The organism is Streptomyces sp. NBC_00247 (assembly GCF_036188265.1).
Lineage (GTDB): Bacteria > Actinomycetota > Actinomycetes > Streptomycetales > Streptomycetaceae > Streptomyces.
Window position 1 is genome coordinate 4,773,468 of record NZ_CP108093.1, and the last position, 13,000, is coordinate 4,786,467.

The 13,000-nt window shown below is 71.5% G+C and carries 7 protein-coding genes; 2 read left to right on the forward strand and 5 right to left on the reverse strand.

Annotation, left to right across the window (positions count from 1 at the left end; all coding sequences use genetic code 11):
* The first annotated feature begins 20 nt into the window (after positions 1-20).
* Positions 21-254 carry a hypothetical protein gene (locus OHT52_RS20625; protein WP_328721657.1) on the forward strand — a complete coding sequence of 78 codons (234 nt, stop codon included), beginning with the start codon at positions 21-23 and terminating at the stop codon, positions 252-254.
* A 156-nt stretch (positions 255-410) separates the two neighbouring features.
* On the opposite strand, the gene pepN (OHT52_RS20630) is transcribed toward OHT52_RS20625, so the two are convergent.
* The 5 genes from pepN (OHT52_RS20630) to pepN (OHT52_RS20650) all read right to left on the reverse strand — a co-directional run bounded on the left by pepN (OHT52_RS20630) (position 411) and on the right by pepN (OHT52_RS20650) (position 12,100).
* Positions 411-2,987, reverse strand: coding sequence for an aminopeptidase N (gene pepN / locus OHT52_RS20630; RefSeq protein ID WP_328721658.1), 2,577 nt, complete (start codon positions 2,985-2,987; stop codon positions 411-413).
* A 174-nt stretch (positions 2,988-3,161) separates the two neighbouring features.
* Positions 3,162-4,190 carry an aspartate-semialdehyde dehydrogenase gene (locus OHT52_RS20635; RefSeq protein WP_328721659.1) on the reverse strand — a complete coding sequence of 343 codons (1,029 nt, stop codon included), beginning with the start codon at positions 4,188-4,190 and terminating at the stop codon, positions 3,162-3,164.
* 389 nt (positions 4,191-4,579) lie between these two features.
* Positions 4,580-7,885, reverse strand: a complete 3,306-nt coding sequence (locus OHT52_RS20640) for a S8 family serine peptidase (protein ID WP_328721660.1) — start codon at positions 7,883-7,885, stop codon at positions 4,580-4,582.
* Positions 7,886-8,100: 215 nt separating this feature from the next.
* Positions 8,101-9,210, reverse strand: a complete 1,110-nt coding sequence (locus OHT52_RS20645) for a hypothetical protein (RefSeq protein WP_328721661.1) — start codon at positions 9,208-9,210, stop codon at positions 8,101-8,103.
* Between the two features lie 307 nt (positions 9,211-9,517).
* On the reverse strand, positions 9,518-12,100 hold the full coding sequence (pepN, locus tag OHT52_RS20650; protein ID WP_328721662.1) for an aminopeptidase N: 2,583 nt from the start codon (positions 12,098-12,100) through the stop codon (positions 9,518-9,520).
* A gap of 117 nt (positions 12,101-12,217) precedes the next feature.
* Between pepN (OHT52_RS20650) and OHT52_RS20655 the strand changes: the two genes are divergently transcribed.
* Positions 12,218-12,868: a mycothiol-dependent nitroreductase Rv2466c family protein gene (locus OHT52_RS20655; RefSeq protein WP_328721663.1), complete on the forward strand. Its 651-nt coding sequence runs from the start codon at positions 12,218-12,220 to the stop codon at positions 12,866-12,868.
* Positions 12,869-13,000 lie beyond the last annotated feature (132 nt).

Consider the following 13,000-nt stretch of genomic DNA (forward strand, 5'->3'; position numbering starts at 1 on the left):
GCGTTCGCTACGTTTGCACCGTGGACAAGAAGAACGCTATGCGCGCCGGCGCCGTCGCGGCCGGTACGACGCTGATGATGCTGCTCATGTCGTCCCCCGCTCTCGCTTTCACGCGCGACGACGGCGATGACCCGGGTCAACACGGTCTGTCGGTCATCGAGACCATCAGCCTGTACGTCCTCGCGCCCCTCGCGCTGTTCGTGGTGATCGCGGGCCTGGTCGTGGTGCTCGACAAGTCCAAGAAGAAGGCGTAACCGCCTCACACGCTCACGCCGTGTGCGCCGCCGGTACGGGTTACCGCGCGGCGCACACGCATGTCCGGATACGGGCGTGCCCGCGCCACCAGGTACGCACGAAGGCGCCCTCCCCGGTCGTACCCGGGGAGGGCGCCCTCCGTTCGTCCGGCGCCGTTACGCGGTCGCGGCGGCGGCGTCCGCCGCCTGGGCGCGCAGCGCGCGCTCGACGCCCGCGCGGGACTCCGACATCAGCCGGCGCAGCGCGGCGTTCGGCTCGGCGGAGGCGAGCCAGGCGTCCGTGGCGTCCAGCGTCTCCTGGGAGACCTGGATCGCCGGGTAGAGGCCGATCGCGACCTGCTGGGCCATCTCGTGGCTGCGGGTCTCCCAGACGTCCTTGACCGCGGCGAAGTACTTCTCCGCGTACGGCGCGAGCAGCTCGCGCTGCTCGGTCTGGACGAAGCCGCCGATGACCGCCTCCTGGACGGCGTTCGGCAGCTTGTCGGACTCCACGACCAGCGCCCAGGCCTCCGCCTTGGCCTCCTCGGAGGGACGCGCGGCGCGGGCCTCGGCCGCGTGCCGTTCGCCCGCCGCGGTCCGGTCGCGCTCGTACTCGGCGGCGATCTCCTCCTCGTCCAGCAGACCGGTCGCGGCGAGCCGCTGCACGAACACCCAGCGCAGCTCGGTGTCGACGGCCAGTCCCTCGACCGCCTTGGTGCCGTCCAGCAGCCCCTGAAGCAGGTCCAGCTGCTGCGGGGTACGGGCGGTCGCCGCGAAGGCGCGGGCCCAGGCCAGCTGGTGGTCGCTGCCGGCCTCGGCCGCGTTCAGGTGCGCCAGGGTGGCGTCCGTCCAGCGGGTCAGCAGCGCCTCACGGGACTCCGGCGCCGCGTACTGGTCGAGCGCCAGCTTCAGCTGACGGTGCAGCGACTGCACCACGCCGATGTCCGACTCCTTGCCGATACCGGCCAGCACCAGCTCCAGGTAGTCGCGGGTCGCCAGCTCGCCGTCGCGGGTCATGTCCCAGGCCGAGGCCCAGCACAGCGCGCGCGGCAGCGACTCGGCGAAGTCGCCCAGGTGCTCGGTGACGAACCGCAGCGACTCCTCGTCGAGCCGGACCTTCGCGTAGCTGAGGTCGTCGTCGTTGAGCAGGACGACGGCCGGACGCTTCGTGCCCTCGGGCAGCTCCACCTCGGTGCGCTCGCCGTCCACGTCCAGCTCGATCCGCTCGCCGCGGACCAGCTTGCCGTCGGCGCCGAGGTCGTAGAAGCCGATCGCGATGCGGTGCGGGCGCAGCGTCGGCTCGCCCTTGGCGCCGGCCGGGAGCGCCGGGGCCTCCTGGAGCACGGCGAACGAGGTGATACGGCCCTCGGCGTCCGTCTCCAGCGACGGGCGCAGGATGTTGATACCGGCGGTTTCCAGCCAGGACTTCGACCAGGTCTTCAGATCGCGGCCGGAGGTCTCCTCCAGCGCGCCCAGCAGGTCGGTGAGCCGGGTGTTGCCGAAGGCGTGCGCCTTGAAGTACGCCTGCACGCCCGCGAAGAACTCGTCCCGGCCGACGTACGCCACGAGCTGCTTGAGGACCGAGGCGCCCTTGGCGTACGTGATCCCGTCGAAGTTGACGAGGACGTCGTCCAGGTCGTTGATGTCCGCCATGATCGGGTGGGTGGACGGCAGCTGGTCCTGCCGGTACGCCCAGGTCTTCATGGAGTTGGCGAACGTGGTCCACGACTGCGGCCACCGGGAGCCCTCGGCGTCCGCGAGGCAGGCGATCGAGGTGTAGGTGGCGAACGACTCGTTCAGCCAGAGGTCGTTCCACCACTCCATGGTGACCAGGTCGCCGAACCACATGTGGGCCAGCTCGTGGAGGATGGTCTCCGCCCGGCCCTCGTACGCGGCGTCGGTGACCTTGGAGCGGAAGACGTACTGGTCGCGGATGGTGACCGCGCCCGCGTTCTCCATGGCGCCCGCGTTGAACTCCGGCACGAAGAGCTGGTCGTACTTGGCGAACGGGTACGCGTAGTCGAACTGCTCCTGGAACCAGTCGAAGCCCAGCCGGGTGACCTCGAAGATGTGGTCCGCGTCGAGGTGTTCGGCGAGCGAGGGCCGGCAGTAGATACCGAGCGGCACGGCCTGGCCGTCGCGCTCGTAACTGCTGTGCACCGAGTGGTACGGGCCGGCGATCAGCGCCGTGATGTACGTCGAGATGTGCGGCGTCGGCGCGAACGTCCAGACGTCGTCCACCGGCTCGGGCGTCGGGGAGTTCGAGATCACGGTCCAGCCCGCGGGGGCCTTGACCGTGAAGGCGAAGGTGGCCTTCAGGTCGGGCTGCTCGAAGCTGGCGAACACCCGTCGCGCGTCCGGCACCTCGAACTGGGTGTAGAGGTACGCCTGCTCGTCGACCGGGTCGACGAAGCGGTGCAGGCCCTCACCGGTGTTGGTGTACGCGCAGTCGGCGACGACCTTCAGCTCGTTCGCGCCCTCGCGCAGGTGCGGCAGGGCGATCCGCGCGTCGCGGAAGACGGCGGCGACGTCCAGCGGGGCGCCGTTGAGGACGACGTCGTGCACGGCGGGGGCGACGAGGTCGATGAAGGTTTCCGCACCGGCCTCCGCGGAGTCGAAGCGCACCGTGGTGACGGACCGGAAGGACCCGCCCTCCTGCGCTCCGGAGAGGTCGAGCTCGACCTCGTAGGCGTCCACGGTCAGCAGACGTGCCCGCTCCTGCGCCTCTTCGCGGGTCAGATTCGTGCCAGGCACCCGGTCATCTCCTTCTATGGTGACGTTTCGGGTCATCCTTCCACGTCAGGGGGAGGCCGCGTCACGGGCTTTCGCGCGGAGCGGAGCCGGAAGAACCAAGCGCGAGGGGGCGGCCACCGGTGGTCACCGGTGGCCGCCCCCTCGGACGGTCACTGCCTCGTGGCGCGGGGTGGATCAGCCGTTGAGCTCGGCCGCCACCAGCTCGGCGATCTGCACCGCGTTCAGGGCCGCGCCCTTGCGGAGGTTGTCGTTGGAGACGAAGAGCGCGAGGCCGTGCTCGACCGTCTCGTCGACCCGGACGCGGCCCACGTAACTGGGGTCCTTGCCGGCCGCCTGGAGCGGGGTCGGGATCTCGGAGAGCTCGACGCCCTCGGCGTCCTTGAGCAGGTCCAGGGCGCGCTCGACACTGATCGGCCGGGCGAACCGGGCGTTGATCTGCAGCGAGTGGCCGGAGAAGACCGGCACGCGCACGCAGGTGCCGGAGACCTTGAGCTCCGGGATGCCGAGGATCTTGCGGGACTCGTTGCGGAGCTTCTGCTCCTCGTCCGTCTCGTACGAACCGTCGTCCACGATCGAGCCGGCCAGCGGCACCACGTTGAAGGCGATCGGGCGCTTGTAGACGCCGGGCTCCGGGAAGTCCACCGCCCCGCCGTCGTGCGTCAGCTTGTCCGCGTCGGCGACGACCTTGGACGCCTGGCCGTGCAGCTCCGAGACACCGGCGACACCGGAGCCGGAGACCGCCTGGTAGGTGGCGACGGTGAGGGTCTCCAGGCCCGCCTCCTCGTGCAGGGGGCGCAGCACGGGCATGGCGGCCATCGTGGTGCAGTTCGGGTTGGCGATGATGCCCTTGGGGCGGTCCAGCGCGGCCTTCGGGTTGACCTCGGAGACGACCAGCGGGACCTCGGGGTCCATGCGCCAGGCGGAGGAGTTGTCGATCACGACGGCGCCCTGGGAGGCGACCTTCTCGGCCAGCGCCCGGGAGGTGGCGCCGCCGGCGGAGAAGATGACGATCTGCAGGCCCGTGTAGTCGGCGGTGGAGGCGTCCTCGACGGTGACAGGGGTGCCCTGGAAGTCGATGGTGGAGCCCGCCGAGCGCGCGGAGGCGAACAGCCGCAGCTGCGTGACCGGGAACTCCCGCTCGGCCAGGATCTTGCGCAGGACTGTGCCGACCTGACCGGTGGCGCCGACGATTCCGACCTTCACGGAAGACTCCTCTGTACGTGTGTGCGGCCCTGGGGGCTGTCCCGGTCGCCCCTGGTGGGCGGGTGCGGTGCGGCCCTTTGCCGCCCCATGATGCGTATGTCCCTGCCCACCTTGTCCAATCCATTGTCCGGCCTGCGGACGGGCGCGGCCCCGGCCGCAGGTTCTGCGCTCGCGCGGGCCCGGGGAGCGAACATCTTCGGCGGGGGCCGCAGGGGCGTGCCGCACGCGGGTGGACGCCCCGACGCCCCGACGCGCGGACGCGGACCCTCGGCCGGCGCACGGTGCGGCGCACGTACTGAGGGGCGGACGCACCGCGGGGCGGGCGCCCGTGAGAGCGCCCGCCCCGCGGTTTCGTCCGGCCGGTCGCGGGGACCGGCCGGACGGAGGTGCTACTCGGTGACCTTCTCGATCACCACACTGCCGGTGCCCGCGGCGGTGCCGTGGGCGTTCACGAGGTGGACCTCACCGAAGAACTGCCGCCCCTCGGGGGCCGCACCGGCGACGATCACCTGCGCGCCGACCTGGGCGGACGCGCCGGCCGCCAGGTTCACCGGCGTCGTCTCGTCCACCTTGATCGTGCCGAGCGCCGCGGAGTAGAACACGTCGCGGTAGTCGTACGCGGTGGTGCCGGACGGAACGTCGTACCCGTCCACCACGACCGTGTAGGTACCGGCGGCCGGCGAGGCGATGCTCACCGACTCCTCGGAACCCGCGGTGGTGGAGGCGCCCACCTGGGTGGCCCCGAGGTAGACGTACAGGTCGATGTCGGCGTTGGCGTCCGTGGTGGAGCCGATGGCGACGTCGAGCTTCTCGGCGCCCGCCGGGACGGTCACCTCGAACTGCTGCGCCTGCCCCGTCGAGATCGACGGGCGCTCGACCGCTGCCGAACCGAGCGAGCCGCCCTTGAGGTGGCCGGTCAGTGCGGCGGCCTCGTTGGTGACGGTCCAGTCCACCGCGGCGGGGGTGCCGATCTTCGCTTCGGCGATGGTCTGCACCGCCGGGTCGAAGGTGGCGCCGAGCAGTGAGACGTCGAGCTTGAACGGGTTGTCCAGGAGCGGCGACGTACGCCGGGCCTCGATCTCGATCTCCCAGACGCCGGGCTGCGGGTCCTTGTAGGACCGTGCGTCCGGACGGCAGGTGTTGGTCGGGCTCTCGTAGTTCGGGTAGCAGTAGATCGTCGAGCTGTCCTCGACCGCGACCCCGTACGGGTGGATCGAGATGAACCGCGTCTGGCTGCCCGCGCGCAGGGCGCCGAGCGCGACCTCCAGCGTCTTGGCGCCCTCCGGCACGTTCAGGAAGTACGACGTGGTGCCGTTGCGCTGCACCGAGCCGGACGCCGTGAACGCGTTCGTGGGGGCCTTGATGTCGGTGGCGACGACGACGGTGGTCAGGATCTGCTGGTCCACGCCCACGGTCTTGGTGTCGTCCACCACGAGGATGGCACTGTGCACGCCGACCGAGCGCGGCTGCGCCTGGACCTTCACGGTCACCGGCGTGCCGAGCGGCAGCTTGACGGTGCTCGGGCCGACCAGCTTGAAGGTGCCGTCGCCGTTCTTCCACGACAGCTTGTGCGGGAGGTCGCGGTCCGCGCCGGTCGTACGGGTGATGACCACGTCGTACGTCTTCTTCTGGCCGGTCTTCAGGCCGCCCTCACGGTCGTACAGGCCGGTGCCGAAGCCCGGGTCCTTGAGCGCGAAGTCGATCGAGGTGTCGACCGGGGCCCTGACCGCGTACTCGTTGGCCGTGGCGCCCTTCTTGATGAGCTTCCACGCGTCCAGGATGTTGATCAGACCGGAACCCTGGGCGTGCGCGGTGACGTCCTTGATCTGGGTCGCGGAGCTGGTCAGCGCGGTGCGCAGGTCGGCCGGGGCCAGGTCGATGCCCTTCTGCTTCGCGGCGGAGAGCAGCAGCGCGGTGGCGCCGGCGGCCTGCGGAGAGGCCATCGAGGTGCCCTGGAGCATCGAGTAGCCGGCCGGGAGGGCGTAGCCCGCCTCCTTGACCGGTACGCCGGGCAGCCACGTCGGGGTGGTGTTGATGGCCGCGCCGGGGGCGGTGATGATCGGCGCGAAGCCGCCGTCCTCACGCGGACCGCGCGAGGAGAAGGGCAGCATGTCGTACTTCTTGGTCACGAGGGAGCCGTAGTTGGCCGCCCACGTCTCCTTGGAGATCGACGCGCCCACCGAGACCACGTGGTCGGCGAGACCGGGGTCACCGATGGTGTTGACTCCGGGGCCGTCGTTGCCGGCCGAGATGACCAGCTGGACGCCGTAGATGTCGATGAGCTGCTTGTACAGCTCGGCACGGGCGTTGTTGCCGTCGTTGAGCGGCGGCAGGCCGCCGATCGACATGTTGACGACGTCGACACCGCGGTTCACGACGAGATCGATCATGCCCTCGGTGAGCGCGATGTTGGTGCAGCCGCCGGTCCAGGTGCAGGCGCGCGAGGAGACGATCTTCGCGCCGGGGGCCGCGCCGTTCATCGCGCCGCCGAACAGGCCGTTGGCCGCGGTGATGCCCGCGACGTGCGTGCCGTGCTCGCCCTCGATGACGCCGATGCTGACGTAGTCCGAGGTGGCGCCCGCCGCGTTGTAGACGACGTTCTTGCGCGTCTCCACGACGAACGGGATGCGCTCGGCGACGTCGGTGCGCGGGTCGTCCGTGCCGAAGTACGAGACCTGGTGCTTCTCCTTGTACGGCAGGAGGACCGTGTCGTCGGAGAAGTCGGCGTTGTTGTTCAGGTCCACCCGGGTCGTGCCGGTGACCGGGTCGTACAGCACGCCCCAGGTGTCGGTGTTGTCACCGTCACGGTTGAGGTCGCCCTGCATCTCGCCGCCGTTGGTGGCGGACTCCCGGAACAGGCTGAACTTGTACGAGCCGGCGGGCGCCTTGTAGGTGACGCCCCCGAGCGCGAAGGAGGGGCCGGAGACCGCCTGCGTCATCCGCAGCCAGGTGCCGTCCGCGTCGCTGACCGGGTCGGTCGCGGTGACCCAGTCGACGATCTTGCGCTCGCCGGTGCTGGTCTTCTGGAGCGCCGGGTGGGCGAGGTCCACACCGGAGTCCAGGATGCCGATGGTGACGCCCCGGCCGTCCGCCTTCGGGTGCTGCTTCACGAAGTCGACCGCACCCGTCTCGAAGGACGGGTTGTACGGGTTCTTCGCGGGCGTCTTCTTCGAGGGCGCCGCGTACGTGGTGGACGTCGTGGCCGTCTTCGCGCCGGCGGCACGGTCGGCCGACGGCGTCGGGTCGTCCAGCTCGATCTCCTGCCGGAGGTCGATGCCGAGCACGGACGACAGCTTCGAGGCCGACGCGATGGTGGCCTTCGCCGTCCTCGTCGGGACGGTCGCCCGGACGTAGCCGAGCTTGTCGTACGTGATGCCGGGCACGGACCCGCTGACCGCGTCGAGCTGGCTCTTGACCTGCTCGGTGGAGCCGGGCTTCGTGGCGACCATCAGCGTGACGGACTTCTCGCCCTTGGCCTCGGCCCGCGCCAGGACTTCGGCGTCGGACTTGCCGAGCTTGTCGCCCGCGTCGCTCGCGGCGGCGGGCTTGACGGTGGTCGCGGTCGGGTCGTCCGCGGCGAAGACCGGAGCGGTGGCGGTGGCGGCGAGCGCTGCCACCAGACCCGCCGCGGCGGCCACCCGGGCCACGCGTCCGGCCGCCGGTATGGAACCGGGGGAATCCTTGGTCATCAGCATCCCTGATTATTCGGAAGAAAGAGTCCGGAATTCGGTACCGGATGACCGCTCACCCTTTCGTATCTGACAGGGTTTTGTGGAGAGTTGACTGAGGCGTGTAGACGACATGGCGTAGATCCGCCACCGTTGCCCCTGCGTCACCGGGGAGAAAAGGTGTCAGACCGTGCCTTCGTCACCGGCGGAACGGGCCGTTCGTCCGGAGCCCGCCGCTCCGCTCAGCGCGGCAAGGCCTCCACGTACGCCGCGGGTCGCCTGTCCCGCGCCGCGCACAGCGCCGTCCGCACCGCGCCCGCCTGCCGCTCCGCCGCCTCGCGCAGTGCCTCCGCCGAGAGCCGCACCACCGTGACCCCGAGCCGCTCCAGCTGCTCCCGCCGCACCGCGTGCGCGGCCGGGCCCGGCTCGGGTTCCGCCCGGCCCCCCGAGCCGCGCGGCGCCGGCCAGGACGCGGCGGCGCACCGGGGCGCCCGCGCGGTGTCCAGCTCCACCGCCACCGCCTCCTCGGGCCAGTAGGCGTCCACGCTGCCCAGGTGCGGTCCGCCGGGCAGCCGCAGATCCACGTTCCACACCGGCTCGGGAAGCCCGTGCACCCGCACCAGGGTGTACAGCCGCTCCTCGGCGAGGCTCCGGCCCTCCGCGAGCAGCAACTCGACCGCACGGGCCACCGCGGGCCGGCCCAGCAGCTTCGCCGCGCTCAATTCGGCCACGAGGGCGGCGGGTTCGCAGTGCCCGTCGCGGGCCGCCTCGGCCAGCAGCAGGCGCACCGCGGCCGGGTCGTCGAGCCCGGCCACCACGTCGGCGACGGCCCGCTCCGCAGGCACCACCGGGAACCCGTCGACCACCGACGACTCTGGCGGAAGGAGGGCCACGCGCACCACCCGGACGAAGCCCGCCGTCCGCAGCCGCCGGGTGCGCGGCACGAGCACGTCGACGTGGGTGAGCGCGGGTACGGGCGGCGCGGCGGCGAAGCCGTGCAACGCCAGCGCCGCCACCCCGGTGACGGCCGCCCCCTCGGTCCCGGCGGCGGTTCCCGTACGGTCCGTGCCGGCCCCTTCGCGACCGCTCCGCGAGCCTCGGCGACCAGCGGCCGGCCGCCCCGCGTAGAGCAGCGCCGCCCGCAGCCGCTCGCGCCCGCCGACCGGTCCCGTGTCCAGCAGGTAGACGCCCGGCAGCAGCTGTTGCCAGGGGCCCCGGGGCGTGCAGCGCCCGGAGACCTGCGCGGCGGTCAGGCCCTCCTCCCGCAGTTGCGCGCCGGTGACGACCCGCGGCTCGGCCCCGGGTGTGCGGGGGAGGACGCGGGGGGAGGACAGGGAGGTGTCGTGGTTCATGCAGAGGCACTTTCCGTCGCCGGACCGGCCGCTAACCCCTGTTACAGGCCCGTCGACATACCAGGACAGCACGGGCCCCCTGCGTGCGGACCGGTGATCGAAAAGGCCCGCCGTGCGGAAGTTGCGCGGGCGGTCGCGGCAGGCCGGGGTGGTCCTGTGCAGCCCGCACGCTCCACCCCGCACGCGCCCCGCACACGACCGTGCGGGCCGCCCCCCCTCGGACGAAGGGGGGCGGCCCGCACGGGGGAGCGGCCGGGGTCAGCGTCTGCCGGGTGGATCGAGCCCAGCATGACCCGGACGAGAGGCCCTACGCCGCCGCGTCGCACTCCTGACCGCGCAGCGCGCGCGCCAGGTCGTCACGGGCCTCCAGCACCAGGCGGCGCAGCGCGGGCGCCGCGTCCTCGTGCTCCTTCAGCCAGGCGTCGGTCGCGTCCAGCGTCGCGGGATCGTCCTGGAGCCCCGGGAACAGCCCCGAGACCACGTGCATCCCGATCTGGATGGAGCGCTCCTTCCACACCCGCTCGATCGCCGCGAAGTACTTCCCGGTGTAGGGCGCGAGGAGTGCGCGCTGCGAGGGCCGGACGAAACCGGCGATCGTCGCCTCCACCAGCGCGTTGGAGAGCCGGTCGGACTCCACGACCGCCGCCCACGCCTGGTCCTTGACCGCCGCCGAGGGGCGCGCGGCCAGGCAGCGCACCTGGTGGCGCTTGCCCGACGCCGTGTCGTCCCGGGCCAGTTCGGCGTCGATCGCGGCCTCGTCCGCCACCCCGCGGGCGGCCAGCGGGAAGAGGAACGCCCAGCGCAGCTCCTGGTCGACGTCGAGGCCGTCGATCACGGCGGAGCCGTCGAGCAGCTCGCCCAGCAGCCGGAGATCCTCGTCCGAGGAGGCCGACGATGCGAAGAACCGGGCCCAGGTCAGCTGGTCCTGACCGCCCGGCACGGCGAGCCGCAGCTCGCGCAGCGCACCCTCGGCCAGCAGCCGGCCGCCCTCCTCGCGCCAGGCGGGGGCCGCGTAGTGGGTGAGCGCGGAGTGGGCCCAGTTGTGCAGCATCTGGAGCACGCCGATGTCCGACTCGCGCCCGGCGAAGGCGAGTACCAGGGCGATGAAGTCGCGGGCCGGCATCAGCCCGTCGCGCGTCATGTTCCACAGCGCCGACCAGCAGAGCGCGCGGGCCAGCGGGTCGGTGACGGCGCCGAGGTGGTCGCGCAGGGTGGCGAGGGACTCCTCGTCGAAGCGGACCTTGCAGTACGTCAGGTCGTCGTCGTTGACGAGGACCAGTTCGGGCTTCTCGGCCCCGGCCAGCTCCGCGACGACCGTGCGCGCCCCGGCCACGTCCGTCTCGGCGCGGGCGTACCGCGTCAGCGCGCCGCTGCCGTCCTTCCGGTACAGGCCCACCGCGATCCGGTGCGGGCGCAGCTCCGGGTGGGAGGCGGCGGCCTCCTGGACCACGGCGAGTTCGGCGATCCGGCCCTCGGAGTCGTACGACAGGACCGGCGTGAGGCTGTTGACGCCCGCCGTCTGGAGCCAGGCGCGGGACCAGGCCGTCATGTCGCGGCCGGAGGTGTCGGCGAGCACCGACAGCAGGTCGCCGAGGCGGGTGTTGCCGTAGGCGTGCTGCTTGAAGTAGCGCCGGGCGCCTTCGAGGAACGCGTCCCGCCCGACGTACGCCACCAGCTGCTTCAGGACGGAGGCGCCCTTGGCGTACGTGATGCCGTCGAAGTTCAGCTTGGCGTCCTCCAGGTCACGGATGTCGGCCGTGACCGGGTGGGTGGAGGGCAGCTGGTCGGCGCGGTAGGCCCACGCCTTGCGGTTGTTGGCGAAGGTGATCCAGCCGTTGGTGAAGCGGGTGGCCTCCACCATCGAGAAGGAGCCCATGAAGTCCGCGAAGGACTCCTTCAGCCACAGGTCGTCCCACCAGCTCATGGTGACGAGGTCGCCGAACCACATGTGCGCCATCTCGTGCAGGATGACGTTGGCCCGGCGCTCGTAGGACGCCGTGGTGACCTTGCCGCGGTAGATGTACTCCTCGCGGAAGGTGACCAGGCCCGGGTTCTCCATCGCGCCGAGGTTGTACTCCGGCACGAACGCCTGGTCGTACTTCCCGAACGGGTACGGGTAGTCGAAGTGGTCGTGGAAGAAGTCCAGGCCCTGCTTGGTGATGAGGAAGACGTCGTCCGCGTCGAAGTGGCGGGCGAGACCCTTGCGGCACATCGCGCCGAGCGGGATCTCCAGCGTGCTGCCGTCCTCGAACGTGCGGGAGTAGTGGTCCGTCACGTAGTGGTACGGACCCGCGACCACGGTGGTGATGTACGTCGAGATCGGCTTGGTCTCGGCGAACCGCCACTCCCCGCCCTCGTGGGACTCCTCGGCGCCGTTGCTCCAGACCCGCCAGCCCTCGGGGGCCGTCACCCGGAAGCGGTACGGGGCCTTCAGGTCGGGCTGCTCGAAGTTGGCGAAGACCCGGCGGGCGTCGGCGGGTTCGTACTGCGTGTAGAGGTAGACCTCGCCGTCCTCCGGATCGACGAAGCGGTGCATCCCCTCGCCGGTCCGGCTGTACGCGCACCGCGCGTCGACCACCAGGACGTTCTCGCCCTCGGCCAGGGAGTCCAGCGCCACGCGGGTCCCGTCGAAGACGGCCGCCGGGTCGAGCGCGGTCCCGTTCAGGGTCACCGCGTCCACGCCGGGGGCGATCAGGTCGGCGAAGGTGGAGGCGCCGGCGCGCGCCGAACGGAAGCGGATGGTGGTGACGGAGCGGAAGGTGCGGGGGGCGCCACCCTCCTCGGCCCCGTCGACGGCGGACCGCAGGTCGAGCGCGATCTCGTATCCGTCGACCGTCAGCAGCTCCGCCCGCTCGTGGGCCTCTTCGCGGGACAGGTTCTCACCGGGCACCGGCACTCCTTCGTGACTCGATATCGAATGTTTTGATCCTCGCATGCCGCTCTCCGGGGAATGTCCGGACGGTCCCACGCGTTGTCCGCGCGGAGACCGACGCTGCCAAGGAGAGACATGTCCGACACCACCACCGCACCTGGCAAGATCCCCGCGGACTTCTGGTTCGACCCGCTCTGCCCGTGGGCGTGGATGACCTCCCGCTGGATGCTGGAGGTCGAGAAGGTACGCGACGTCGAGGTCCGCTGGCACGTGATGAGCCTGGCCGTCCTCAACGAGGACAAGCTGGACGATCTGCCCGCCGAGTACCGCGAGCTGCTGGAGAAGAAGGCGTGGGGCCCGGTCCGGGTCGTCGTCGCCGCCCAGCAACTGCACGGTGACGAGGTCGTCCCCGGCCTCTACACCGCGCTGGGCACCCGCTTCCACAACAACGGCGAGGGCCCGACCCGCGAGGCCGTCCTCGGCGCGCTCGCCGACGTGGACCTGCCCGCCTCGCTCGCCGACTTCATGGACGACGGCACCTACGACACCGAGCTGCGCGCCTCCCACAAGGAGGGCATCGACAAGGTCGGACAGGAGGTCGGCACCCCGGTCATCGCGGTGCCCGGCGCCGACGGCGAGCAGGTCGCCTTCTTCGGCCCGGTCGTGACCCCGGCACCCAAGGGCGAGGACGCCGCGAAGCTCTGGGACGGCACCCTCCTGGTGGCCTCGGTCCCCGGCTTCTACGAGATCAAGCGGACCCGCACCCGGGGCCCGGTCTTCGACTGATCCGCACGACGGCGCGGGGCGGGCGGGGCGGATGGCCGGGCCGCCCGCCCCGCACCCGTCCCGGCGCCCCGCACGCGTTCGCACACCCGCAACACGCGAACCCTTGTTCCCCCGGTGGACTGGCCGCATGAT

Excerpts from the sequence above, each read along its gene's own strand:
- OHT52_RS20655 (WP_328721663.1), top strand. The coding sequence starts at position 12,218 with ATGTCCGACACCACCACCGCACCTGGCAAGATCCCCGCGGACTTCTGG.
- OHT52_RS20640 (WP_328721660.1), bottom strand. The coding sequence starts at position 7,885 with ATGCTGATGACCAAGGATTCCCCCGGTTCCATACCGGCGGCCGGACGC.
- OHT52_RS20645 (WP_328721661.1), bottom strand. The coding sequence starts at position 9,210 with ATGAACCACGACACCTCCCTGTCCTCCCCCCGCGTCCTCCCCCGCACA.